17 protein-coding genes are annotated in these 25,914 nt (G+C 71.7%); 4 read left to right on the top strand and 13 right to left on the bottom strand.

Annotated elements, in window-relative coordinates; genetic code table 11:
* Positions 1 to 26: 26 nt before the first annotated feature.
* The 5 genes from AC3RJ8_RS05565 to AC3RJ8_RS05545 all read right to left on the bottom strand — a co-directional run bounded on the left by AC3RJ8_RS05565 (position 27) and on the right by AC3RJ8_RS05545 (position 11,028).
* Complete coding sequence (locus AC3RJ8_RS05565; RefSeq protein WP_489714933.1) at positions 27 to 5,921, bottom strand: ThuA domain-containing protein; 5,895 nt, start codon at positions 5,919 to 5,921, stop codon at positions 27 to 29.
* Positions 5,922 to 6,068: 147 nt separating this feature from the next.
* On the bottom strand, positions 6,069 to 7,244 hold the full coding sequence (locus tag AC3RJ8_RS05560; protein ID WP_489714932.1) for a Gfo/Idh/MocA family protein: 1,176 nt from the start codon (positions 7,242 to 7,244) through the stop codon (positions 6,069 to 6,071).
* A 108-nt stretch (positions 7,245 to 7,352) separates the two neighbouring features.
* Positions 7,353 to 8,417, bottom strand: a complete 1,065-nt coding sequence (locus AC3RJ8_RS05555) for a substrate-binding domain-containing protein (RefSeq protein WP_489714931.1) — start codon at positions 8,415 to 8,417, stop codon at positions 7,353 to 7,355.
* Positions 8,418 to 8,479: 62 nt separating this feature from the next.
* Entirely contained in the window at positions 8,480 to 9,511 is a 1,032-nt protein-coding gene (locus AC3RJ8_RS05550) for an ABC transporter permease (protein WP_489714930.1), read from the bottom strand.
* Entirely contained in the window at positions 9,508 to 11,028 is a 1,521-nt protein-coding gene (locus AC3RJ8_RS05545) for a sugar ABC transporter ATP-binding protein (protein WP_489714929.1), read from the bottom strand. Before AC3RJ8_RS05545 ends, AC3RJ8_RS05550 begins: the two co-directional genes overlap by 4 nt.
* A gap of 128 nt (positions 11,029 to 11,156) precedes the next feature.
* On the opposite strand from AC3RJ8_RS05545, the gene AC3RJ8_RS05540 reads away from it, so the two are divergent.
* Together AC3RJ8_RS05540 and AC3RJ8_RS05535 are read left to right on the top strand one after the other, a co-directional pair.
* Positions 11,157 to 12,353: an ROK family protein gene (locus tag AC3RJ8_RS05540; protein WP_489714928.1), complete on the top strand. Its 1,197-nt coding sequence runs from the start codon at positions 11,157 to 11,159 to the stop codon at positions 12,351 to 12,353.
* Positions 12,350 to 13,027, top strand: a complete 678-nt coding sequence (locus tag AC3RJ8_RS05535; RefSeq protein ID WP_489714927.1) for a ThuA domain-containing protein — start codon at positions 12,350 to 12,352, stop codon at positions 13,025 to 13,027. Before AC3RJ8_RS05540 ends, AC3RJ8_RS05535 begins: the two co-directional genes overlap by 4 nt.
* A 25-nt stretch (positions 13,028 to 13,052) precedes the next feature.
* On the opposite strand, the gene ligA is transcribed toward AC3RJ8_RS05535, so the two are convergent.
* A complete protein-coding gene (gene ligA, locus AC3RJ8_RS05530) occupies positions 13,053 to 15,533 on the bottom strand; it encodes an NAD-dependent DNA ligase LigA (protein WP_489714926.1) in 2,481 nt (826 codons plus the stop codon).
* Between the two features lie 167 nt (positions 15,534 to 15,700).
* Here ligA and AC3RJ8_RS05525 point away from each other — a divergent pair, with 167 nt between their 5' ends.
* On the top strand, positions 15,701 to 17,191 hold the full coding sequence (locus AC3RJ8_RS05525; protein WP_489714925.1) for a flavin-containing monooxygenase: 1,491 nt from the start codon (positions 15,701 to 15,703) through the stop codon (positions 17,189 to 17,191).
* A gap of 39 nt (positions 17,192 to 17,230) precedes the next feature.
* Here the strand turns inward: AC3RJ8_RS05525 and AC3RJ8_RS05520 are convergent, their stop codons facing one another.
* Genes AC3RJ8_RS05520 through AC3RJ8_RS05500 form a run of 5 tightly spaced genes read right to left on the bottom strand, consistent with a single transcriptional unit; the run spans position 17,231 to position 21,233 of the window.
* Positions 17,231 to 18,460: a cytochrome P450 family protein gene (locus AC3RJ8_RS05520; protein WP_489714924.1), complete on the bottom strand. Its 1,230-nt coding sequence runs from the start codon at positions 18,458 to 18,460 to the stop codon at positions 17,231 to 17,233.
* Positions 18,457 to 19,065 (bottom strand): GTP-binding protein, encoded by a 609-nt coding sequence (locus AC3RJ8_RS05515; RefSeq protein WP_489714923.1) that lies wholly within the window; start codon positions 19,063 to 19,065, stop codon positions 18,457 to 18,459. Before AC3RJ8_RS05515 ends, AC3RJ8_RS05520 begins: the two co-directional genes overlap by 4 nt.
* On the bottom strand, positions 19,046 to 19,399 hold the full coding sequence (locus AC3RJ8_RS05510; protein ID WP_407317127.1) for a DUF742 domain-containing protein: 354 nt from the start codon (positions 19,397 to 19,399) through the stop codon (positions 19,046 to 19,048). The genes AC3RJ8_RS05515 and AC3RJ8_RS05510 overlap by 20 nt, the downstream gene beginning before the upstream one ends.
* An 11-nt stretch (positions 19,400 to 19,410) precedes the next feature.
* The gene (locus tag AC3RJ8_RS05505) at positions 19,411 to 19,824 is read right to left on the bottom strand and encodes a roadblock/LC7 domain-containing protein (RefSeq protein WP_489714922.1); all 414 of its coding nucleotides are present in this window, start codon (positions 19,822 to 19,824) and stop codon (positions 19,411 to 19,413) included.
* Positions 19,821 to 21,233, bottom strand: a complete 1,413-nt coding sequence (locus tag AC3RJ8_RS05500; RefSeq protein WP_489714921.1) for an ATP-binding protein — start codon at positions 21,231 to 21,233, stop codon at positions 19,821 to 19,823. Before AC3RJ8_RS05500 ends, AC3RJ8_RS05505 begins: the two co-directional genes overlap by 4 nt.
* Before the next feature lie 212 nt (positions 21,234 to 21,445).
* Here AC3RJ8_RS05500 and AC3RJ8_RS05495 point away from each other — a divergent pair, with 212 nt between their 5' ends.
* A complete protein-coding gene (locus tag AC3RJ8_RS05495) occupies positions 21,446 to 23,698 on the top strand; it encodes a prolyl oligopeptidase family serine peptidase (protein ID WP_489714920.1) in 2,253 nt (750 codons plus the stop codon).
* Positions 23,699 to 23,719: 21 nt separating this feature from the next.
* Here the strand turns inward: AC3RJ8_RS05495 and AC3RJ8_RS05490 are convergent, their stop codons facing one another.
* Both AC3RJ8_RS05490 and mnmA read right to left on the bottom strand, forming a co-directional pair.
* On the bottom strand, positions 23,720 to 24,757 hold the full coding sequence (locus AC3RJ8_RS05490; protein ID WP_489714919.1) for a uroporphyrinogen decarboxylase/cobalamine-independent methonine synthase family protein: 1,038 nt from the start codon (positions 24,755 to 24,757) through the stop codon (positions 23,720 to 23,722).
* Positions 24,754 to 25,878, bottom strand: coding sequence for a tRNA 2-thiouridine(34) synthase MnmA (gene mnmA, locus AC3RJ8_RS05485; protein ID WP_489714918.1), 1,125 nt, complete (start codon positions 25,876 to 25,878; stop codon positions 24,754 to 24,756). Before mnmA ends, AC3RJ8_RS05490 begins: the two co-directional genes overlap by 4 nt.
* Between the last annotated feature and the right edge of the window lie 36 nt (positions 25,879 to 25,914).

Below are 25,914 nucleotides of genomic sequence, written 5' to 3'. Positions count from 1 at the left end.
GACGTGCACGGCTCCCCGCAGTCATGTCAGCCGCAGGCCACCTCCTCGACGGTGAGGATGACCTTGGCCTTGCCCGACGGGCTCAGCTCCCACTCACCCTCGACCTCGAGCTCGGTCTTCGGCTCGGGGCTCGCGATCACGCGATACTGACCAGGCTCGAGCTCCGCCAGGTCGGAGGGCTTGCCCTGCGCATGCCCGTCGACCCAGTTGTGCACCACGTAACCCTTCACGCCGGTCACGTCGACCGGGCTCAGCGAACCCGTCGTCGCGCCGCCGTCGGAGCACGTGGGCTGGACCAGGTCGACCGCCGGGACACGGTCGCAGCCGTAACCGTCGATCGTGACCACGAGCGTCGCCTTGCCCGACGGGCTCATCGCCCACTCACCGTCCACCTCGAGGAGGTGGTCGGCGTCGGGTGTGGCGATCACGTGGTACTGGCCCGGAGCAAGGTCGCCAAGGTCGGACGGCTTGCCGTCGTTCAGGTCACCGTCCACCCAGTTGTGCACCACGTAGCCCTTGACGCCCTCGACGGCCTCACCGGTGAGCGAACCACCGGTGCGGACGTTCTCGCCGTCGGCGTCGACCTCGCAGGTCGGCTGCGTCACGGAGACCACGGGGGTCGCCGTCGGGCAGTCGAACTCGTCGATCGTGACGGAGGTCTCCAGGCGCCCCTTGAAGATCTCCTCCCAGCCGTCACCGGGTACGAGGGTGTAGCCCTCGGCCGGCCAGGCGCGCACCAGGTACTCGCCGGGCGACATGTCCCCCGCACGCACGTACCGGCTGGAGTCGTCGGCGTCCTTGACGACGTAGCGGGCCACGCCGTCCATCTCCGCGCCGACCACCGAACCGTTCACCTGGTCGAACTCCCCGTCGACGACGGTGCAGCTCGACTGGTTCACGGTCACGGCCGGAGTCGCCTCCAGCTCGGCCGGCTCGGCGATGGTGAACGTGAGCTCCTCCCCGGTGACGTTGTCGTCACCGGCCGAGGCGCGCACCTGGACGGTGTGCTCCCCCGGTTCGGAGATCTCGACCGGAGCGGTGTACTCCGCCCAGCCCTCGCCGTCGAGGTTGTACTCGCGGTACACGAGCACGTCCTCAGGGCCACCGGTGGTCTCGATCGAGACCGTCACCGGACCGGTGTACGTGCCGTCCTCACCGTCGGGGGCCGCGGGGTCGAGCGACCCCGTGACGTCCAGCGGCTCGACGTCGTCGCCGACCACGTGGAAGTAGTCGAACGCCGCCGTCGACGAGGACTGCTGCACACCACCGAGGGTGAACAGACCGACCTTCGCGTCACCGAGGGACTCGTTGGTGACACTCTCCGGGAACTCCTCCCACGTCTCGCCGTCGGTGGAGTACGACGCGGAGAACGTCGTGCCCGCCTTGGCCAGTCGCAGGTGCCAGACGTCACCGGTCACGTCGGAGACCGTCGGGCCACCGGCGGAGGCGTTCTCCTCGGAGCGCACCTCCAGGTTGGCGGCCGTCGTCGCACCAGGCTGGTTCTTCGCCAGGTAGTCGAACTTGACGTAGTTGTCGTCGTCGACGTAGGCGATGAGACCCGCCTGCTGCCAGCGCTGGTCGAGGTCGGAGACGTCGACCTTGGTCTCGACCGTCCAATCACCGTCCGGCTGGTCCTGGACGACGATGTTCGGCGTCCCGGTGTTGTCCGCTCCGTAGATGTCCGTAGCGGTCGTGTCGATCTCGAGCGAACCGTCACCCACGCGGTACCCGGTCGGGTCCTCGCGGACCACGGCCCAGCGGCAGCCGTCGAGCTGGTCGCCCTCGAACTCGTCGTCCGGTCCCGGCGCCACCGCGGTGTCGTCGGGGGTGACCGAGAACCAGTCGAACCGGGCGTCGATGACGTCAGCCGGTGAGTTGACGTTGGCGAACGCGGTCAGCCCGATCTTCGGGTCGACGATGTCCGCCGTCGTCGTGCTCTCCGGCATGTCGGTGAAGGTGACGCCGTCCGCCGAGTACGACCCGACGAGCGACTCACCGGAACGGGTCAACCGCAGGTACACGGTGTCACCGAAGTCGGCACCGATGCCCGTGTTGATCTCCGACGGGTCGCCGTCGACCTCCGTGGCCAGCTGGAAGATGCGGGAGTCGGCATCGGGGCTGCTGCCCCGACCCTGGACCACCATCTTCACGTAGTTGGCGTCGTCCGCGTACAGGACGAGACCAGCCTGCTGGTAGTTGACCCGAGCCTCCAGGTCCACCTTCGTGGTGACCGTGAAGTCACCCTCAGGCAGGTCCTGCAGCACGATGTTCGACACGTCGTCGGCCGAGCCGCCATAGATGTCGGTCTTCGTCGCCGGGATCACCAGGTTCCCGTCGGACACCGCGAGGTTCTGGTCGCGGCGCACCACGGTCGTCCAGCGGTCCTCGTCGAGCTCGTCACCGAGGAAGTCGTCCGACCGGCCCGAGAAGCACTGGGTCGGTGGCACGACGATCTCGGAGACCTCCACCTCGACGTACTCGGTCGCATAGGCGCCGCCCGCGTCCGTCACACGCACCTGGACCCGGTACGTACCGGGCTCGGTGTACGTGTGCTCGAACGAGGACGTCCCCTCGACGAACCCGTCGCCGAGACCGGTGTCCCAGGCGTAGGTGAGCTCCTCGGAGTCACCGTCCGGGTCCGATGCCGTGGCGGTCGCGGTGACCGTCAGCGGCGCGTCCCCGGCCACCGGGTCGGCCTCGAGCGTGACGTCGGGGCGGACGTTGTCCGTGACACCACGTCCGTCGAACTCGGCCCAGTTGACGTTCACACGACCGTCGAGCGACACGAAGTACAACGTCCCGGATCCCGACGGCGGGTCCACGAGCTCGACCGGGTCGGTCGTGATCCAGTTCTGCCACCCGCCGGTACCCGGCACGGTGATCAGAGCGAGCTCCGGACCGTCCGGAGCGTCCCAGCGCATGGACACGCGCGACGAGCTGGCCGGCGTCGAGGCGCGCAGAGCGATCGCCTCGACGTTGTTCAGACTCACCGGCTCGAAGGCCCACCAGTCGTCGACCTCGGTCCACCCGATGTTGAGGCCGCCACCGGCCTCGTCCTCGGTCTCCTCGGTCTGCACGCCGGCCGTTCCCCCCGACGTCGAACCGTCGAGACGGCCTGTCGAGGTGAAGAACTCGGCCTGGAGCGCCTTGGGCTGCAGGACCTGCAGGTCGTTGCCGCCCAGCGGGACCCCAGCCTCACCACCGTCGTCGGTGTACGAGGCCTCGATCACCCAGAAGATGTTCTCGGAGATCCCGTGCCCCTCGTCCCGTGCCGTCTGGAGCATCCCCGAGCAGCCCGTGAGCTCCTCGAAGGGGTGGGCGTGGGTGTCGTGCCCGAGCGAGGTGTAGAGGTTGACCTCGGAACAGTCGACCTCGCCGTCGGGGTCGGTGACCTCGACCTCGTAGGCGACCTGGTCACCGAACTCGAAGAACCCGCCGTTCTCCGGGAACGTGATCGAGACCGTGGGCGCCTCGTTGCCCACGACGATGGTCACGTTCGCGGTGCTGACCTTCTCGTTCGCGGCCGTTACCGTCAGCTGTGCGGTGTACGAACCGTTCTCGGTGTAGGTGTGTGTCGGGTTCGCCTCCGTGCTGGGGGCGGAACCGTCGCCGAAGGTCCACTGCAGAGTGATCGGCTCGCCACCGGGGTGACGTGAACCCTCCGAGGAGAACTGCACGGTCAGCGGCGAGGCACCACTCGTCACGTCGGCCTCGGCCCGCGCGATCGGGGCCGGGTCGCCCTGGACGTAGTTCACCTTGAAGATGCCCGACGAGTCGTTGTTGCCGCCGAAACCGGCGCCCCAGTCGACCATGTACAGCACACCGTCGGGACCGAACTCGAAGTCCATCGGGCGGTTGAAGCCGGCCGAGGAGTCGAAGATGCCCGGCAGGATACGGTTGACGTCCACCACGTCCTCACGGGTCTCGCCCGTGAGCTGGATGGAGTACATCCGGCCCTGGTTCCACTCGCCGAAGAACGCCTTGCCGTCCCAGTACTCGGGCCACTTGTAGTCCGAGTCCAGGTCCGGGTCGTAGGAGTATGTCGGTCCCGCCATGGGCGCACCGCCCCCGCCGATCTCCGGAGAGACCTCGGAGCCGTCCTTGTCGTACGGGATCTCCGCACCGATGATCGGCGGCAGCTCCGTCAGGCCGGTGTTGTTCGGCGAGTCGTTCACCGGAGCGGCGCAGTCGAAGGCCTCACCCGACTGGCCGGTCGCGAAGTCGTAGTCGACGTACGCGTCCAGGTCACCGGTGCAGTACGGCCAGCCGTAGTTGCCCGGCTCCGCGACGACGTTCCACTCGACGGTACCGGCCGGACCGCGGTCCGGGTTGGCGTTGCGGTTGTCCGGGCCGTAGTCGCCGACCAGGATGTTGCCGCTCTGCGCGTCCAGGTCGATCCGGAACGGGTTCCGGAAGCCCATCGCATAGATCTCGGGCCGAGTCAGGTCCGTCCCCGGCTCGAACAGATTGCCGTCCGGGATCGTGTAGGTGCCGTCGTCCTGCGGGGTGATCCGCACGATCTTGCCGCGCAGGTCGTTCGTGTTCGCCGACGTGCCCTGGGCGTCGAAGTTCTCGCGGCCGTCGCGCTCGTCGATCGGGGTGTAGCCGTTCGACTGGAACGGGTTGGTGTTGTCGCCCGTCGCCAGGATGAGGTTCCCGGCGTCGTCGAACACCATGTCCCCGCCGGCGTGGCAGCAGGTGTCCCGCTGAGTCTCGACGACCAGCATCTTGACCTGCGAAGCCGGGTCGATGCTCCCGGTCTCCGGGTCGTAGGTGAACCGGGAGATCCGGTTGTGCGGCCCGTCCTCGTCGACGTCGGTCGGCGACCAGTAGACGTAGACCCACCCGTTGGACTCGAAGTCGGGATCGAGCACGAGGCCGAGCAGACCGTCCTCGTTGCCCTGCGTGACGCTGAGCTCCAGCGCCGTCGTCGTGATGCCCGACTCGGCACCGATGACTCGCACACGACCGTCGCGCTCGGCGTAGAACACGTCACCGTTCGGTGCCACGTCGAGCACCATCGGGTTCTGCGTCTCGTCGTCGAGCGTGACCTGCTCGTAGCTCTCGGTCTGGCTGGCGTTGCAGTCGTTGTCGACCACGCCGGCCGCCGTGCGGAGCCCGCCGAGCAGGTGCTCGAGGAACGCCGGCTCGGAGAACGAGGCGTCGGTGTGCCCGCCGCCGGTGTACCAGGACCGACCGCCCTCGAAGTTGTGGCACCACGCGATCGGGTGCTCGGCACCCATCGCCGTCCCGCCAGCGTTGTAGGTGCTCTCGTCGAGGGACGCGAGCACGTGGACCTCGTCGCGGGGGTCCGAGCGGAAGTTGTACCACTCGTCGAACCGGTCCCAACGCTCCGGCAGGTGTTCGGTCGACGGGTGCGCGTGGTCCTCCACCTTGATGGTGGCGTCCTGCTGGGCCGGGTGCCCGGCGAAGTAGGCGCCCACGAGCTCGCCGTACCACGGCCAGTCGTACTCGGTGTCGGACGCCGCGTGGATGCCGGCGTAGCCGCCGCCGTCCTCGATGTATCCCTCGAAGGCGGCCTGCTGGGTGTCGTCCAGGACGTCACCCGTGGTCGACAGGAAGACCACTGCCTCGTACTGCTCGAGGTTCTCCTCGGTGAACGCACCGGCGTCCTCCGTCGCGGTGACGGTGAAGCCGTTGTCCTGTCCGAGCTGCTCGATGGCAGCGACGCCGGTCGGGATCGACCCGTGGCGGAAGCCCGCCGTCTTGGAGAAGACGAGGACGTCGAACTCGTCGATCGCCTCGGCGGCGGGCGCTGCCTCGACCGGTCCGGGCTCGTCCTCGGCCGCCGCGGCGCTGAAGACGCCGGTCAACGACAGAGGCAGAGCGACGGTGGTCGCGACAGCCGCCGCCACGCCGCAACGCACGCGACGTGATCGTGAGCTGAGCACTGTTCTCACCAGGAACTCCTTTGTCTGGGTGGGTGCTGCTGATGGTGCGCGCTCCGCGGTGCCCGCTCACGTCGGCCCGGACGTGGTGGAACCGGCTCGTGCTGGTCCGCTGGGAGGGACCTCCTTCCCCGGCTTCTTCATGTCGGTCCGGACGGTTCACACGTCGAGCCAGGTGCCCTTCTCGGCACTGCGCTCCACGGCGTCCAGGACACGCTGGACGGCGAGCCCGTCGGCGAACGACGGCGCCGGGTCCTCTCCCGCCGCGATCGCCCCTACCAGGTCCACGACCTGGTGGGTGAACGCGTGCTCGTAGCCGAGCCCGTGGCCAGGCGGCCACCAGGCGGCGACATAGGCGTGGTGGTCGGCCTCCGTGACGACGATCCGGCGGAACCCGGCCGTCGCGCCCGACTCCTCGGCGTCGTAGAAGTGCAGGACGTTCATGTCCTCGAAGTCGAACGCCAGGGAGCCTCGCGACCCGTTGATCTCGATCCGGATGGCGTTCTTGCGGCCCTGGGCGTAGCGCGTGGCCTCGAAGACCCCGACCCCGCCGCCGGACATCCGCGCCAGGAAGCACGCGGCGTCGTCGACGGTCACCGGACCGGTCTCGTCGCCGCCGGTGCCGGACAGGCCGGCGAACTCGGTGGCGACGGGACGCTCGGTCACGAACGTCTCGAGCATGCCGGTCACGCCGGCGACCTGCTCGCCTGTGATGAACTGCGTCAGGTCGACGATGTGGGCGCCGATGTCACCGAGGGCACCGGACCCGGCCTTCTCCTTGTCCATCCGCCACGACAGCGGGGTGGCAGGGTCGGAGAGCCAGTCCTGCAGGTACTGCGCGCGTACGTGGCGCACCTGCCCGATGCGGCCGTCGGCGACGAGCTGCCGGGCGAGCTGGATCGCCGGGACGCGCCGGTAGGTGAAACCGACCATCGCCCGGACACCGCGGGCAGCGGCACGGTCGGCCGCGGCCACCATCTCCTCCGCCTCGCCCACGGTGTTGGCCAGGGGCTTCTCGCAGAGCACGTGCTTGCCGGCGTCCAGGGCGGCGATCGCGATCTCGGCGTGCGTGTTCCCGGGCGTGCAGATGTCGACCAGGTCGATGTCGTCCCGTTCCAGCAACCGGCGCCAGTCGGTCTCCGCGGACTCCCAGCCGAGCTTGTCAGCGGCCTCGGTGACCCGCGCCCGGTCACGGCCGACGACGGCGGTCATCTCCGTGCGCAGCGGCAGGTCGAAGAAGCGGGGTGCGGTACGCCACGCCTGGGAGTGCGCGGCGCCCATGAACGAGTAGCCGACCATCCCGACGCCGAGACGGGCACGTGCTGCATCACCCATGTGAGTGGTCCTTCCTTCGTAGGGCACGGCCCGGGCCCGCGCGCGGGCGAGCAGGGCCGCGGCGGCGGGGACAGGGCCCCGCCGCCGGGTCGTGGGTGCGTGGGTCCGTCAGGACTCGAACGCGCTGGACAGGTACTGCTCGACGTTGTCCGCCGTCACGACGGGCGCGTAGAGCTGCACGGTCCGCGGGACGTTCGACGAGGCCAGGTCGCTCATGCTTCCCTCGTGCGCGACCAGCCGGGCGAGCTTGATGCCGTCCGCGGCCTGCGTCGACGGGTAGATGACGGTCGCCTGGACGACGGACTCGCCGCTCTCGATCTCGCGCATCATGTTGGCGGAACCGGCCCCGCCGACGAGGAAGAACTCGTCGCGGCCGGCGTTCTCGATCGCCTGGAGGACGCCGACACCCTGGTCGTCGTCGTGGTTCCAGATGGCGTCGATCTCCGGGGCGGCCTGCAGCAGGCTCGCCGTCACCGACTCACCGCTCTGCACGGTGAAGTCGGCCGAGACCTGGTTGTCGACGTCCAGCCCGCACTCGCTCAGGGCGTCCTCGAAGCCCTGGCTGCGGTCCTGGGTCAGCGGCAGCGAGGCGATGCCCTGGATCTCGGCGACGACGGCGTCCGGCTGGTCACCGAGCTGCTCGCAGATGTACTGGCCGGCGGAGACGCCCATGCCGTAGTTGTCGCCAAGCACGGTCGTGCGGGCGGCGAACGGGTCGGAGAACTCGCGGTCGACGTTGATGACCGGGATGCCGGCCTCCATGGCCTCCATGGCGACGTCCGTGAGGGCCGCGCCGTCGAACGGCAGCAGCACGATGGCGTCCACGCCGTCGGCGATGAAGCCCTCGATCTGGCTGATCTGCACGTTGACGTCGTTGGTGCCTTCGGCGACCCGAAGCTCGACGTCCTCGTAGTTCTCGGCCTCGGCCTCGGCGGCCGACGTGATCGCACCCATCCAGCCGTGGTCGGCCGCGGGGGCGGAGAAGCCGATGACGACCTCCTCACCTGCTGCGTCGTTGTCGGAGACGGCGCCCGCCTCCTCGCTCATGGAGTCGCCGTCGCTCTCCTCCTCGGCCGGTTCGTTGCTGACACAGGCGGTCAGCAGGAGCGCGGAGGCGGCGAGAGCGGCAGGGACGGTGAGCAGGCGGTGCCGGCGGTTCATTCGTGCGGACATGTGATCTTCCTCGATTCGGTCCGGTCGTGCAGGGTCTGGATTCTGGTGGGACGTCTGGGGTGTCAGCTGGATCTCGGTGCCGAGATCCGCTGCTGGAGCAGCACGGCGCCGACGATGATCACGCCTCTGGCGATCTGCTGCACCGAGCTGTCGAGGTTGTTGATGATGAAGACGTTCTGGAGCGTCGCGAAGATGAGGACGCCGATGACGGTGCCGATGATGGTGCCGCGGCCGCCGGCGAGGAGCGTGCCGCCGACGACGACCGCGGCGATCACCTCGAGCTCCATGAGCAGGCCGTTGGTCGACGAACCGGCGCCGGTGCGGGCGAGCATCATGACGCCGGCGATGCCCACCGTGAGACCGGAGAGCCCGTAGACGTACATCAGGTGCCGCTTGACCTTGATGCCGGCCAGGCGCGCCGCCTCCGGGTTGCCGCCGACGGCCACCGTGCGGCGGCCGAACGTGGTGCGGTTGAGCAGGAACCAGCCGGCGACGGCGACGAGCGCGAAGATCCACACGATCTTCGGCACACCGAGCAGGTCACCCTGGAACGTGTCCTCGAAGGACGGCTGGTCGACGATCTGGGTGCGCCGGTTGGCGATGAGCTCGGCGAGGCCGCGGGCCGCGACGAGCATCGCGAGGGTCGCGATGAACGCGACGACCTTGCCGTAGGCGATGACCACGCCGTTGACGAGCCCGGCAGCGAGCCCCACCAGGAGCGAGCACCCGACCATGACGACCCAGCCGTACTGGCCGGCCAGGTTCTGCGTGGACAGCGTCGAGGCCCATACGGTCGTCAACCCGAGCACGGAGCCGACCGACAGGTCGATGCCGCCCGTCGTGATGACGAAGGTCATGCCGATGGCGATGACCCCGATCACCGAGGCGAGGCTCAGGATGATCATCAGGTTCGACAGGCTCGCGAACCGCTCGCCGCCCGTGAGGAAACCGACCAGGCACAGCAGCACGAGGGCGGCGACCAGGCCGAGGTTCCGGACCGTCCCGCCCGAGAGGCCGAAGCGTCCGCGTCCGCCCCCCGCCCGAGTCTTGGGGGTGTCCGCCGCCGGGTTCGACGACGTCTGCTGCTCGCTCACGCGACACTTCCTTCCATGACCATGTCGAGCACCTGGTGCTCGTCGATCGACTCGGCGGGCCCGGAGTGCACGACCTGTCCGTCGGAGATGACGAGGACACGGTCAGCCAGGCCCAGGACTTCGGGAATCTCGCTGGAGACGACGAGGACGGCGGTGCCGGCGTCGGCGAGGCGGCGCACGAGGGCGTAGATCTCCGACCGGGCCCCGACGTCGACGCCGCGGGTGGGCTCGTCGAGCAGGAGCACCTCGCAGCCGTGGACCAGCCACCGGGCGAGCATCGCCTTCTGCTGGTTGCCGCCCGACAGCGTGCGGATGGCGCGCTCGACGTCCGGCGGCCGCAGGTCGAGGGCGGTCGCCTGCTCCCGCGCGGCCTTCTTCTCGGCGCGCTCGTCGAGCCAGCCGGCGCGCGCGGTCCGCGCGAACGTCGACAGCGTGATGTTGCGGTAGACGGGCTCGTCGAGCACGAGTCCCTGGCTCTTGCGCTCCTCCGGGGCCAGGCCGATGCCCGCACCGACGGCCGCGGTCACGGAACCGTTGCGCAGCCGCCGACCGTCGAGGGCCACGGTCCCGCCGGTGGAACGCCGCGCCCCGCAGATCGTCTCGAGGATCTCCGAGCGTCCCGAGCCCACCAGGCCCGCGAGGCCGACGATCTCACCGGCCCGGATGCTCAGCGACACGTCCGAGAACACGCCGCCCAGCGAGAGGTCCTCGACCTCGAGCCGCACCGGGGCGTCGTCGGGGACCCCGGGACGCTCGGGGAACGCGTACTCGACGTCCTTGCCGGTCATCAGCTTGATGAGCTCGTCCGTCGACGTGGACGCCACGTCCAGGTTGCGCCCGACCGTCCGGCCGTCCTTGATGACCGTGATGCGGTCGCCGATCCGGCGGATCTCCTCGAGCCGGTGCGAGATGTAGATGATCGCGATGCCCTGCTCGACCAGCTCCTCGACCACCCGGAAGAGGTTGTCGACCTCACCGGAGTCGAGGACGGCCGAGGGCTCGTCCATGACGATCACGCGGGCGTCGCGCGAGAGTGCACGGGCCATCGACACGACCTGCTTGCCGGCCGCCGAGAGCGAGCCGACCTCGCGGTGCGGCGAGATCTCCGGGTGCCCGAGCCGTTCCATGAGCTGACGGGTGCGGCTCGCGACCGCGCGCCGCTGGGTGAAGCCCACGGACGCCAGCTCATGGCCGAGGAAGATGTTCTCGGCCACGGTGAGCCCGTCGACGACGTCCAGCTCCTGGTACATCGTGGCGACGCCGTGCTCGAGCGCGGCCACCGGGTGCGGGATCTGGATCGGCTCGCCATCCATGAGGATCGTGCCCTCGGTCGGCTGGTGGGCTCCGGCGAGCACCTTGATGAGCGTGGACTTGCCGGCGCCGTTCTGCCCGAGGAGACAGTGCACCTCTCCGGGCCGGACGTCGAGGTCCACCCCGTCGAGCGCGCGGGCTCCCGGGAACGTCTTCACGATGCCTTGCATCTGCAGCAGCAATGCTGGGGGGTCTTCTGTGACCATGTGACGAACGTAGACGGACTTATGTTGCCCGTCAAGCAAAAGTGCGGGTACTTTGTGATCGTTACCCGCTCGTGATAGACACCGAGCAACAAAACACGGATGCCGGAGGGGCGTGGTTCACTGTGCTCATGGAAGGGCTGCAGAAGTTCCCGCCACGTCCCACAGGGGCCGGCGAGATGTTCCAGCTGTTCCGCGACGGCACTCCGCACACCCGGGCGTCGCTCGTCTCCGAGACGGGCCAGTCCCGCTCCACCGTCGCGGCACGCATCGACGCCCTGACCGCAATCGGGCTCCTGACCCCGGCCGGTGAGGCCACGAGCACCGGCGGACGCCCGCCGTCCACGTTCGCCTTCGACCCGTCGAACCGGATCGTGCTCGGGGTGGACCTCGGCGCCACGCACGCGCGCTTGGCCATCACGGATCTCGCCGCCAACCCGATCGCGTCCGCCCAGGAACCGCTCGCCATCGCGGACGGTCCCGAGCACGTGCTCTCGTGGGTCGCGGACACCGGGGCGAAGCTGATCACCGAGGCGGGCCGGCGGGTCGAGGAGCTCGCCGGCATCGGCATCGGGCTGCCCGGCCCCGTCGACCACGCCGACGGCCGCCCCGTGAACCCGCCGATCATGCCCGGGTGGGACGGCACGGACGTCCCCGGCATCCTGCACCGGCTCCTCGGCGCGCCCGTCGTCGTCGACAACGACGTCAACGTGATGGCGCTCGGCGAGCACCGGACGGTGTGCCCCGACGAGCAGAACCTGCTGTTCGTCAAGGTCGCGACCGGGATCGGCGCCGGTGTCGTCATGGACGGCGAGCTGCGCCGCGGCGCGCAGGGCGCCGCCGGCGACATGGGGCACGTCGCGGTGTCCGGCGCCGCCGAGATCCCCTGCCGCTGCGGCAACACCGGATGCCTCGAGGCGGTGGCCGGAGGGATGGCCATCGCCGCCTCGCTGCGGGAGGGTGGAGCACGGATCACGACCACCCAGGACATCGTCGACCTCGTCCGCACGGGCGACGTCGCGGCCGGTCAGGCCGTCCGGCAGGCAGGTCGCGACATCGGCACGGTGCTGGCGGCCTCCGTCAGCCTGCTCAACCCGTCGCGGATCATCATCGGGGGCGTGCTCGCGGGCGCCGGCGAACACCTCGTCGCCGGGATCCGGGAGGTCGTCTACCAGCGGTCCCTGCCGCTGGCCACCCAGCACCTGCGGATCAACACCTCGCAGGCGGGCGCCCAGGCGGGGGTCGTGGGTGCCGCCACGCTGGTGACCGACCGGTTCCTGGCCCCCCACTCGATCGACGCACTCATCACCGTCAAGGAGGACACGTGAGCAACCGCAGGGCCCTCGTGGTCCGGGGAGGCTGGCAGGGGCACGACCCCGTCGGCTCCACCGACCTCTTCCTCCCCGTCCTGGCCGACGCCGGGTTCGACGTCACCGTCGAGGACTCCCTCGAGGTCTATGCCGACGAGGCCGTCATGTCCGGCACGGACCTCATCGTCCAGAGCTGGACCATGGGCGACATCCTCGCCGACGAGATGCACGGGCTGCGCCTCGCCGTCGAGAACGGCACGGGCCTGGCCGGCTGGCACGGCGGTCTGCTCGACGCGTTCCGCAACGCCACGGACTACCAGCACATCGTCGGTGGGCAGTTCGTCGCGCACCCGGGCGACATCGTCGACCACGAGATCCACGTCCGACCCGAGCGGGCCGACCACCCGATCGTCGAGGGGATCGGCCCTCGCCTCCGGATGACCACCGAGCAGTACTGGCTCCACACCGACCCGTTGTGCGACGTGCTCGCCACGACCACCCACGCCGTCAGCCCCGACAGCCCGTGGCGCGAGCCCACGACCGTTCCGGTGGCGTGGACCCGTCGGTGGGGCCGCGGCAAGGTCTTCGCCTGCACGGTCGGCCACAGCGTCGAGGACCTCCAGGTCCCCGAGATCCACACGATCGTCAGCCGGGGGCTCGTCTGGGCCGCGCGGGAGCCCGACACGGTCTGACGACCGGCAGGCACGGCCCGGGCGGTCAGTCCGCGAGCGCCTCCGGGCCGCCCTCCAGCAGCCGCGTGAACTGGTCCTCGTCGAGGATCGTCAGCCCGAGGTCGCGCGCCTTGGTCTCCTTCGACCCGGCCTTCTCCCCCACGACGACGTAGTCGGTCTTCTTCGAGACGGACCCGGACGACTTGCCGCCCGCCGCGATGACCGCCTCCTTGGCGCCGTCGCGCGAGTACCCCTCGAGGGAACCGGTGACGACGACGGTCAGCCCGGCGAGCGGACCGGTCGGCCCCTCGGCGACCTTCTCGGCCATGACGACAGGGCCCGGGTGTCCGGGGATCTCGAACCGCACCCCCGCCTGCTGCCACGCGTCGACGATCTCCTGGTGCCAGCCGACGTCGAACCAGGCGAGCACCTCGTCGGCGATGACCGGGCCAACCCCCTCGACGGCCGCGAGCTCCTCGCGTGACGCACGCCGGATCGCCGCGACGGACCCGAACCACTCCGCGAGCGCCCGCGCCGCCACCGGGCCGACGTGCCGGATGTTGAGGGAGACCAGGATGCGCCACAGGTCCTTGGTCTTCGCACGCGCCAGCTCGGCGACGAGCTTCTCCGCGGTGGAGGACGGCCCGTACACCGGGAAGTCCTTGCGCACACCGGCGGCGCGACGTTCGGCCGGGGTGGCGTCCTCGAAGCCCGGCGGGTAGGTACGCCGGAGGACCTTCTGGAACGGGCGGGCGACCTTGGCGCTCATCGTCGAGCCGTCCGACATCACGACGTCGGCCGCCTCGCCCTGCCCGTCGCTCGGGCGCGGCAGCCCGGTCTCCGCATCTCGGACGACGACGCGGATCGGCGCAAGCTGCTCGACGGTGAGGTCGAACAGGTCCTTCTCGGTGCGCAGCGGCGGTTCCTTCGGCTCCAGCGGCTGCGTGAGCGCGGCCGCCGTCACCTCACCGAGCGCCTCGACGTCGAGCCCGCCCCTTGACCCGATGTGCTCCACGCGGCCGCGCACCTGAGCCGGGCAGGACTCGGCGTTGGGGCACCGCAGGTCGACGTCCCCCTCCTTCATCGGACGCAACGGGGTGCCGCACTCCGGGCACCCGGCCGGCATCACGAAGTCCTCGCGGGGATGGCCGTCGTCGGCGAGCGCGGTCACGGGGCCCAGGATCTCGGGGATGACGTCGCCGGCCTTGCGCAGCACCACCATGTCGCCGATCCGCACCCCCTTCGCCTTGACGACGTCCTGGTTGTGCAGGGTGGCCTGCCGGACCGTGGAGCCGGCCACCGTGACCGGTTCCATGACGGCGTACGGGGTGGCGCGGCCGGTCCGCCCGACCCCCACCTGGATCGCGAGGAGCCGGGTGTTGACCTCCTCGGGCGGGTACTTGTACGCGGTGGCCCACCGCGGCGCGCGGCTCGTGGTCCCGAGCCGACGCTGGTCGGTCCGGGCGTCGACCTTGACCACGATGCCGTCGAGCTGGTGCTCGATGTCGTGCCGGTGCTCCGCGAAGTAGGTGATCATGTCGATCACGCCGTCGACGCCCTGGACCACCCGGTTGTGCGGCGAGACCGGGATCCCCCACCGCTCGAAGAGCGTGTACGCGTCCGACTGGTTCGCCAGCTCCGCGTGCTCGCCCTCGGTCCACTGCAGGGCACCGAGGCCGTGCGCGTAGATCCGCAGCGCCTTCACCCGGGCGAGGCCGGCCTCCCGCTCGAGCCCGCTCTTCTTGTCCAGGAGCTGGCGGAGCCCGCCGGCGGCCGCGTTGCGCGGGTTCGCGAACTGCGGGAACCGGCGCAGCGCGGCGACGCGTGCACGCTCCTCGTCGAACGCGCGGGAGGCCACGGCCCGGCCGTCCGCCCGGTCGCGTGCCTCGGCCACCGCGCGCTCCCGCAACTGCTCCTGCAGCTCGTTGAGCCGGTCGAACGCGGAGACGGGGATGAAGACCTCGCCGCGCACCTCGACGAGCTCGGGGTGGTCGTCGCCGGCGAGATGCTGCGGGATCTCCGCGATCCGCCGGGCGTTGGCCGTGATGTCCTCACCCGTCTGGCCGTCGCCGCGTGTCGCCGCGCGCACCAGGTGGCCACGCTCGTAGAGCAACGCGATCGCGAGCCCGTCGATCTTCACCTCGGACAGGTACCCGACGTCGCCCCCCTCGACCTCCAGGTCGCGGGTGACCCGCGCGTCCCAGGCGCGCAGCTCGTCGGTGCTGAACACGTTGTCCAGGGACAGCATGCGCTCGACGTGCTCGACGGTGGCGAACCCGACGGCGGCCTGCCCGCCGACCCGCTGCGTCGGCGACTCCGGCGTGCGCAGGGCGGGGTGTGCGGCCTCGATCGCCTCCAGCTCCCGCAGGCGTGCGTCGTACTCGGCGTCGGACACCTGGGGCGCGTCCTGCTGGTAGTAGGCCCGCTGGTCCTCCTCGACGAGAGCGGCCAGCTCGGCCCACCGACGCTGGGCGGCGGGCTCGTCGAGCGCGGTCGGGTCGGCGGCGGCATCGGTCGTGTCGGTCACGACCCCATCTTGCCGCGTCCTACCGACAGCAGCAGGACCGGCCCGCACCCCCGGACGTCTCGGGCCCTCCTGACCGATTGGTCCCTCCACGGGGTCTATCGCCCGGTGTGTCCGGACCGCTACGATCCATGCGATCGCCCGCACCGACCGAAAGCAAGGACGCCCTCATGAAGATCGCCGTCGTCGGCGCCGGATTCGCCGGTCTGGCCAGCGCCAAGGTCCTGACCGAGTTCGGCCACCAGGTCGTCGTGTTCGACAAGACCCCCGACGTCGGAGGGGTGTGGAGCGCGACCCGGCGGTACACCGGCCTCTACACCCAGAACAACAAGGGCTCGTACTCGTTCTCGGACCTGCCGATGCCGAAGCACTACCCCGAGTGGCCGAGCGGTGAGCAGGTCCAGGCCTACCTGGAGCAGTACGTCGAGACCCACGGGCTGTCCGAGGCGCTGCGCCTGTCCACCGAGGTGGTCCGGGCCGAGCTCACCGACTCCGAGGACGGCTGGCTCGTCACCTCCCGCCACGTCGGCGAGGCGGTCGGCGACCCCGAGCGGTTCGACCACCTGATCGTCGCCAACGGCATCTTCTCCGACCCGGTGATCCCGGCCTTCGACGGGCTCGCGGAGCTCCTGCGCGCCGGGGGCAAGGTGGTGGCCGCGAGCCAGCTCTCGTCCATGGAGGAGGCGCGCCACAAGAACGTCGTCGTCGTCGGTTACGGCAAGTCGGCGTGCGACGTCGCCGCGGAGATCGGCCCCGTCGCCGAGACGACCACGGTCGTGGCCCGCCAGCTGCTGTGGAAGCTCCCCAAGAAGCTCGGCAAGGCCCTGAACTACAAGTATCTGCTGCTCACCCGTCTGGGCGAGGCGCTGTTCCGCTACCAGACGCTGGACAGCGGCATGGAGAAGTTCCTGCACGGTCCGGGCGACGCCGTCCGCGGCTCGATGGTCTCCAGCGTCGGGGCCGTCTCGAAGAAGCAGCTCCGGCTCGAGGACCTCGGGCTGGTCCCGCGCGGCGAGTTCTCCGACATCGCCCGCTCGACGGTGTCGCTCGCCACCGACGGTTTCTACGAGCAGGTCGCCGACGGGGCGATCACCGTGCACCGCGACACCGAGATCGAGCGGTTCACGACCGACGACGGCGGCGCTCCGGTCGCCGTGCTCAGCGACGGCAGCACCGTCCGGGCCGACCTCGTGGTGTGCGGGACCGGGTTCCACCAGCGCGTTCCGTTCCTGGACCAGGAGGTCACCGGGCGGCTGCTCGATGACCGGGGCAACTTCCACCTCTACCGGCAGATCCTCCCGCACGACGTGCCGCACCTGACGTTCGCCGGGTACAACTCCTCCCTGTTCAGCCCGCTCTCGGCGGAGGTCGGCGCGGTGTGGACGGCGGGCTACCTGGCCGGCGCCCTGGACCTGCCGCCGCTCGAGGTGCGGCGTGAGCACGTGCGGGACCGGGTGGACTGGATGGAGAAGCGCACGGAGGGCAAGCACGCGCGAGGCACGAACGTCATCCCGTTCTCGATGCACCAGGTCGACGAGCTGCTCGGGGACCTCGACCTCAACCTCTCGGGTCCCGCACGAGCGAAGCAGTGGCTGCTGCCCGTCGACCCGAAGGCCTACCGCGGTGTGACCGACCAGTTGCGCGCCCGCGTCGGCGCCTGACGGCTCGGTCCCGCAGCGCGGGTTCCCGGTCCGGTTCCCTCAGCGGAACCGGACCGGGAGCTCGCGCGGGTAGCGCGTCCACGCCGAGCGCACGGGCACGATCTCCTCGGGCGCGACCGCGAGCTCCATCTCCGCCACCCTCCCGACGAAGTGGCCCACCACGAGCCGCGTGAGCAACGGGGCCGCCCGGTGCGCCGGGCAGGCGTGGGCCCCGACGCCCCACGTCAGGTGGAACCGCGAGTCGACCTGCTCCCACGGGTCGGACGCCTGCACGGCCCCGTCGGCGTTCGCGGCCGCGACCGCGGGCACGACGGCGTCACCCGCGGCGATCGGCTGGCCCCCGAGCTCGCAGTTCTCGAGCGCGTACCGCGGGAGCAGGTGCGGCACCGGCGGGGACTCGCGCGCGATCTCGTCGAGCGCGTCGTCGATCGACAGTCGGCCGCCGTGCACCGTCGCCGCGAAGCCCGGGTCGGCCAGCATCCGGTGCAACGCCGTCGCGATCCACGCGATCTCCGCGTCGTGCGCCGTCCGGAAGAGCAGCCCGACGGCGCCCATCACCTCCAGGTCGTGACGGTGCTGGGGGTGGGACAGCAGCCAGGACGTCATGTCGTCGCCCGGTTCCGCACGGCGACCCGCGACGAACGTCGCGAGGAGGTTCTCCGTCTCGGCGACCGCCGCGTAGGCGTCCTCGGTCCCGGACCGCCGCAGGACCGTGAGCTCGTGCAGCCGCCGGGCGTCCGCGAGCGTCATGCCGAGCAGGTCGGCGACGACGCGCACGGGGACGTCCACCGCGTAGTCCGCGACGAGGTCGGCACCGCCCCGGGCGGCGAGCCGGTCCAGCGTGGACGTGCACGCCACCGTGACCGTGCGGGTGAGCCGCTTGTCGTCGACGGCGGCCAGGGCGTCGGCCAGCGGGGCACGGAGGCGCCGGTGCTCCGCCCCGTCCCGGTCGTGGGCGCTGTCGGTCTGGGCCAGCACCGCCCGCACCGGCGACCGCCACGCCACGAGTCGCTCGGACTCGTATCGCCAGTCCCGCGAGTCGCGGGAGAAGAGCACCTCGTTGCGCAGCACCGTGCCGACCTCGTCGTAGCCGAGCGCGAGCCAGGCCGGCACCCCGGGCTCCAGGTCCACCGGGGCCACGGCCCCCCAGCGCGAACGCAGGTCGGCATACCGCTCGGCGGGGTGACGGGCCCCCGCGAGGTCCGCGAGCAGGGGGCGGTCGGTCACCTCCTCCAGCCGCACGACGCGGCCCGCCGCCGTGACGCTCACGCGGCGACGCCCGCGGCGCGCTGACGGTGCAGGGCGTGCGCGACGAGAGTCGTCAGCGCCTCGACCGCCTGGGCGCGGCCCCGCACGTCGCCGGCGACGACGGGAGTGTCCGGAGGCAGGTCGAGGGCGGAACGCACCTCGTCGACGCCGTGCCGCGGCGAGTCCGGGAACTCGTTGACCACCACGGCGACCGGGAGACGGGTGTGCTCCTCGAGCTGGTCGAGCACCTCGAAGCTCTGCGCCAGGTCGCGCGTATCGACGATCACCAGGACACCGACCGCGCCGTCGGCCAGGCCCGACCACAGGTCCCAGAAGCGGCGCTGACCGGGCGTGCCGAACAGGTAGAGCGCCGTGCTCGACCCGACGGTGACCCGGCCGAAGTCCATCGCGACGGTCGTCGTCCGCTTCTCGGCGCGCCGCGGGTCGACGCCCACGCTCGCGGTGGTGATCGACTCCTCGGTGCTGAGCACCGGGATCTCGCTGACCGTGCGGATGAGCGTCGTCTTGCCGACGCCGAACGCGCCGACCACCAGCACCTTGACCGACCGGTCGACCGTCGGTGCCAGGTGTCGTGCGGCGGGGGGCTCAGAGCCGACGGAGCCCATCGAGCACCTCCTCGAGCAGATCTGTCGCGGGCAGGTCGTGGACGGGGGTGGACAGCACCGCGAGGTAGCCGCCGTCGACGAGGTCGGAGACCAGCACGGCGACGAGGCTCACGGGCAGGCGCACGTGCGCGGCGAGCTCGGCGAGGGCCAGGGTGCCGCGGCAGGTCCGCAGCAGGGTCCGCTCGTGACGGCCCGCGCTGCCCGGCAGCTCACGTCCGTCGTCCACGGCGCGCAGCAGCGTCTCGGGCCGCAGCGTGTTGCGCGTGGGGTGCGCCCGCCCCCCGGTCAGGACGTAGGAACGTACCGGGTGGTCGCGGTATCCGTCCGAGTGCATGGCACCATCCCTCAGCTGACCGTGTCCGTACGGAGCGCGTGCTCACCGATCATCAGGACCTGTGCCTGCATCTGCTGGGCGACGAGACCCGGGTCGACGGTCGCGTCGGTGACGACGGCCAGCCGGGAACCGTCGCCGGCACCCCGGACGAAGAGGAAGCCGCCGTCGAACTCCACGACGACCTGCCGCAGCCGGTCGCCCGCCCCGAACTCGCGGCCCATGCTCATCCCGAGGGCGACGAGCCCGGCACACGCCGCGGCGACCTTGTCGGCCGTGTCCGGGTCCGTGTCGTCGGTGCGCACCTTCACCAGCCCGTCCGAGCTGAGCACGACGGCATGCTGCACGCCTCGCACCTCGGCGACGAGGTCGAGCATCCAGCTGTCGGGGTCGTCGGTCCCGGGTGAGGTCGAGGTCATGGTGGTCATCTGTCCTCCGAGGTCCCGTCCGTCGCGACGGACGGCTCATGGGTGTCAGGGTCGTCCTGCGGGGCGTCGGTCGTGGCGGCGAAGAAGGCGCCGATCCAGGCTCCCGCCTCCTCCGCCGTCTGGTCGGGCGTCGGGTCGGGCGTCGTGCCCGCGGTGCGGGAGGCGGCGACCCGGGGCAGACCGGTCCCGGACGTCGAGGGGCGGTCCAGCTCCGCCCGGCGCGACCGCCGCTGCGGCAACGCCGGCGGTCCGCTCGGGACCGCGGCGGCCTCCGGGCCGGCGTCCGGCCCGCCCCCGGTCGAGGTCGGCAGCGGGGCGCCGGGTGCGGCCCCGACCGGTTCGCCCTCACCGTGGCCGTCCCAGGCGTCGTCGACGCTGGGCGCCAGGACGTCGGGGGCGGTCGCGGCGACCTCCGTCAGCGTGTCCGGCACCATGACGACGGCGCGCAGCCCGCCGTACACGGACTCGGTGAGGTCCACACGCAGCTCGAGGAACCGGGCGTACGTCCCGACCACCGCGAGGCCCGTCTGCGGCACCTCGCCCAGGTCGGCGATCCCCACCGCCCGCTCACCGGCGGCGATCGCCCGAACGCGGGAGAGCTCGCGCGGATCCATCCCCACCCCGCAGTCGTCGATCTCGATGACCGCACCGCGCTGCACCTGCCGGATCATCACCAGCACCTGGGTGTTCGGGGGCGAGCACTGGGTGGCGTTGGCGAGGAGCTCGGCCACGACGTGCACCAGGGGCTCCACCGCGCGACCGGTGATCGCGAGACCCGGGTCCCCCGAGACCTCCACCCGGTGGAAGGCGGTGATGCGGCCGGCGGCGGCCTTCACGACGTCCGGCAGCGGCAGCGGGTCCTCCCACGTCTGCCCCGGGCGCCGACCGCACAGGGCGACCAGGTTCTGCGCCTGGCGCGCGTGCTGCGCCGCGGCGTGGTCGATGCGCATCGACGTCTGCAGCACGTCCGGGTCCGCAGCGTGCCGCTGGACCATGCGAGCCGCCTCCTCCTGGATGCGGTGCGCCGAGGACTGGACCTTGCGGCTCAGGGCGACGACCGCCGTCTCGACGGCCGTGCGCTGATCGACGCGCGCCTCCTTCTCGGCCGTGAGGGCCGCCGTCGTCTCCTGGAGAGTCCGGGTGGTCTCGTGGAGTCCGGCGGCGAGCTGGTCGCGTTCGGCGAGCACCGCCCGGAACGCCTCGTCGTCGCGACGGGACGTGCGGGCCAGCAGGACGGCGGCCAGGACCGGAAGCACCACGGCCGCTCCGCCGAGGAGCCAGCCGGCCCAGGCGCGGGCGGACACGTCCACGAGGGGCAGGGCCGCCACGCACAGGACCATGCCCGCGACGCAGAGCCATGGCAGCACGCGTCCGGCCGCCGGAGCTCGTCCGGGTCTCGTCGTGCTCACCGCACCTCCGTCGGGTGTGAGGTCGGGTCCCACGGCGTCGTGCACAGATCGCCCAGAGGTGATCTTCTCCGCGAACCCGGTGGAAGGTCTGAAGCGGGCAGCGAAGCCCTGACCAGGAGTTTCTACCACAGCGGGCAACCGGGTGAAAGAGGAACGCCTCCCGGCGCGCCCTCCCCGGAAGCCGTGTCGCCCCGGCGGGTTAGGGTCCGTCCATGAGTGCCGACGCCCCGACCCGGACCGACGCCACGCCGTCCGAGACCGTCCCCGGGAACGGGTCCGGTCCCGGTTCCGAGCCTGGTTCGGGGCCTGGTTCCGGGCCCGGTTCCGGGCCGGGGACCTCGGAGGACCCGTACCGCTGGCTCGAGCAGGTGTCCGACGACGACGCGCTCGACTGGGTGCGTGCTCGCAACGAGCACGCCCGCGCCGCCTCGGCCGGCCCCCTGTTCGAGGAGACGCGGGACGCGCTGCGCGAGGTCCTCGACTCCGACGACCGCATCCCGGCCGTCTCGCGCATCGGCGACCACCTGTACAACTTCTGGCGCGACGCCGACCACGAGCGTGGTCTCTGGCGACGCACCACCCTCGAGGAGTACCGCACCGACGAGCCACGCTGGGAGACCGTCCTCGACCTGGACGAGCTCGCGGCCGCCGAGGGCGAGTCGTGGGTCTGGCACGGCGCGTCGGTGCTGCGGCCGACGCCGGAGCGGCTCGCCGCCGGCGAACCCTGGCGGCGCGCCCTGGTCGACCTCTCCCCCGGCGGGTCGGACGCGGACGTGACCCGGGAGTTCGACCTCGTCGACAAGCGCTTCGTGCCGGCCGAGGAGGGCGGCTTCAGCCGGCCGCTGGCCAAGGGCGGCCTGTCGTGGGCGGACGAGGACACCGTCTACGTGTTCACCGACTTCGGCCCCGGCACCACGACCCCGTCGGGCTATCCCCGCATCGTCAAGCTCTGGCGGCGCGGGACCCCGGTCGACGACGCGGTGGTGGTCTACGAGGGCACCGACGACGACATGTACATCAGGGGACACCGGTCGCGTACACCAGGGTTCGAGCGCGACGTCGTCCAGCGGTCGATCGCCTTCTACCGCTCCGAGACCTACCTGGTCAGCGACGTCGGCACGGAGCACCAGGCGCTGACCCGGATCGACGTCCCCGACTCGGCGGAGGTGGGGTTCCACCGCGAGTGGCTGCTCGTCGAGCTGCGCGAGGACTGGGAGGTCCGGACCTCGTCCGGTCCCCGCACCTACCCCGGCGGCTCCCTGCTCGCGGCGCCCGTGGCCGCGTTCCTCGCCGGGTCCCGCGACCTGACCGCGGTGTTCACCCCGACGCCGTCGACCTCGCTCGCCGGGGCGGCCTGGACCCGCCACCACCTGGTGGTCAACGTGCTCGACGACGTGAAGAGCTCGGTGCACGTGCTCACACCCCCGGACCCCGCCGAGGACGGCGGGGCGGCCTGGACCCGCTCCGACCTGCCCGTCGGCGGCGAGCTCCTCACCGTCGGCGTCCGTGCCGTCTCGGCCGTGGACAGCGACGACGTGTGGGTGACCAGCAGCGGCTACCTCAGCCCGTCGACCCTGGCGATCGCCACCGTCGTCGGGCCGGACGACGCGCCGCGCGCCCCCGAGCCGTTGAAGTCCGCACCCTCTTTCTTCGACGCGACCGGCATGGTCGCCGAGCAACACTTCGCGACCTCCGACGACGGGACGCGGGTGCCGTACTTCGTCGTCGGCCGCGCGGACCTCGTGCGTCCCACGGACCCGGCGGCACCGGCCGTCGCCCCGACGCTCGTGTACGGGTACGGCGGGTTCGAGATCCCGCTGCTGCCCGGGTACTCGGGCGGCGCCGGACGGGCCTGGCTGGCCCGTGGCGGGGTGTACGTCGTGGCCAACATCCGCGGCGGCGGCGAGTACGGACCCCGGTGGCACCAGGCGGCGCTGCGGGAGAACCGGCACCGCGCCTACGAGGACTTCGCCGCGGTCGCCCGCGACCTCGTCGCCCGCGGCATCACGACGCCCGAGCACCTCGGTGCTCAGGGCGGCTCCAACGGCGGCCTGCTGGCGGGCAACATACTCACCCGGTACCCGGAGCTCTTCGGCGCCGTCGTCGTCCAGGTGCCGCTGCTCGACATGCAGCGGTACTCGCACCTGCTCGCCGGGGCGTCGTGGGTCGCGGAGTACGGCGACCCGGACGATCCCGAGGACTGGGCGTTCCTGCGGACCTTCTCCCCGTACCACCAGTTCGACGCGGACCGGGAGCACCCGCCGGTGCTGTTCACGACCTCCACCAAGGACGACCGCGTCCACCCCGGCCACGCCCGCAAGATGGCGGCGAAGATGCTCGCCGCCGGCCAGGACGTCACCTACTACGAGAACATCGAGGGCGGCCACGGCGGGGCGGCCAACAACGCGCAGGCCGCCCACATGTCGGCCCTGGCGTGGACGTTCCTGCACGACCGGCTCGCCTGACGACCCCGCCCGGCGACCGGTTCAGGCGGCGGCACGCTCCGCGAGCGACTCCCCGACCCGGCCGAGGTTGGCGAGCCCGGCACGGTGGTCGTCGACGCTCGCCGGCACGGTCCGCGGTGCGGCGAGCAGCGTGAGCGAGGCCAACCCGGCGGCGGGCAGCCCGACCCGGCGCCACGGTCCGGCGACGAGCGCCACGAGCTCGCCGAGCTGCGGGCCCGAGCACTGCGAGACGGTGGCGGGCGGCAACCCTGCCCAGAGACCGACCTCGCGCTCGGTCGCCCGGGCGACCAGCTCCCACGCCCGCTCGTTCCACCCGTCGGGACCGACCGCCGACAGGTCAAGGCCGATGGCGTCGGCGCCCGCCAGCACGGCGGGCGGGATGCCCACCCACGTGCCACCGAGGTGGACCACGACCGACGCCCCGGCGTCGTGCACGGCGTCGACCACGGGTCGCATCCCTTCCACGACCGTAGGTCCGTCCACCCCCCGGATCCGCGAGTAGCCCGAGAACGTCGGCAGTACGCCCGCGTGCACCTGTCCCAGCAACGGCTCGGCGAGCTGCACGACGACCTCGGCTCCGGGGACCTGGCCGCGCACGTCGGCGACGTGCTCCGCCAGTCCCGTCGCCAGCGCCACCGCCAGGTCGGCACGCGCTCCCTGGTCCGCCAGGACCCGGTCGCCCCGCGCCGACCACAGCTCGGCGGCGAGCGTCCACGGGCCGGTGACCTCCACGGTCAGCGGGCCGGCGTACCCGTGGGCCGCGACGGCGAGCGCCCCGAGGTCCTCACGCAGCAGGGCCCGGGCGAGGCGCTCGTCCCCACCCGGCCGGTCCGCGAGCTTCCAGCCGTGCGGGCCCAGCTCGATCGCCGTCCCGGCCAGCAGGGTCGCGCTGCGGCCGGTCGAGGCGGCGCCCGGTCCGCGGCCGGTCAGCTGGGTGAGGAACGGGACGGCGTCGACGCCGGTGGGCAGCTCGGCCAGGTCACCGACCACCTGGAGCTGCGCCTCGAGCACGTCGCGCTCGCCGCCGGGCCACGGTCCGTGGCCGCTCACCGCCGTCATGCCCGGGCCCCCGCGCTCGCCGCGGCGGGAGCGTCGCGCCAGGCACGCGCCACCGTCGCCTGCCCGAGGACCCTCGTGCCCCGGTAGGCCACGACCGACTGCCCCGCCGCCACGCCGCGCAGGTGCTCGCCAAGCCGGATCTCCAGACCGGCCGCGCCGGCGTCGGACGCTCGCACCTCGGCGGGCACCGCGCGCCCGTGGGCGCGCACCTGGACGCTGCACGCCGTCCACGCGGCGGGCGGGTCGACGAGCCAGACGGCCTCGCCCCCGGCGATCCGGTCGACGCTCAGCAGCTCGGCCGGGCCGACCACCACGGTGTTCGACCCGGTGTCGATGTCCACGACGTAGCGCGCCCGCCCGTCCGGCGCAGGTCGGCCGAGGCCCAGGCCCTTGCGCTGCCCGACCGTGTACGCGTACGCGCCCTGGTGCTCCCCGACGACGTTGCCGTCGGTGTCGCGCACCTCGCCGGGCCTTGCACCGAGCCGGTCGCGCAGGAAACCGCGGGTGTCGCCGTCGGCGACGAAGCAGATGTCGTAGGAGTCCGGCTTCGCGCTGACCGACAGGCCCCGGCGCGCGGCCTCGGCGCGCACCTCCTCCTTGCTGGCGAACCCGCCGAGCGGGAAGAGGGACCGGTCGAGCCGTTCGCGCCCCATCACCGCCAGCACGTACGACTGGTCCTTGGCGTCGTTCGGGGAGCGGTGCAGCTCGCGCGCGCCGTCCGGACCGGTCTCGATCCGCGCGTAGTGGCCGGTGGCGACGGCGTCGAAGCCGAGCGCCGTCGCCTTGTCCAGCAGGGCCTCGAACTTGATGTGCTCGTTGCAGCGCACGCACGGGTTCGGTGTGCGCCCCGCCGAGTACTCGGAGAGGAAGTCCGCGACCACCGTCTCCTCGAACGTCTCGGACAGGTCCCACACGTAGTACGGGATACCGAGCACGTCGGCGGCACGACGCGCGTCCCCGGCGTCCTCGATCGAGCAGCACCCGCGCGACCCGGTGCGGAACTGGTCCCGGTTGCGGCTCAGGGCCATGTGGACGCCGACGACGTCGTGGCCCGCCTCGACGGCGAGAGCGGCCGCGACGGCCGAGTCGACCCCGCCGGACATGGCGGCGAGCACCCTCATGGGACGTCCCTCCTGCAGGATGGCTGCGGTGCCTCG

The sequence above is a fragment of the Isoptericola sp. MSGPD8_1_ISO-PGPR-S23-394 genome (genome assembly GCF_058072785.1).
Note: the sequence above shows the minus strand (reverse complement) of the source record. Positions and strands in the feature narration are given on the sequence as shown.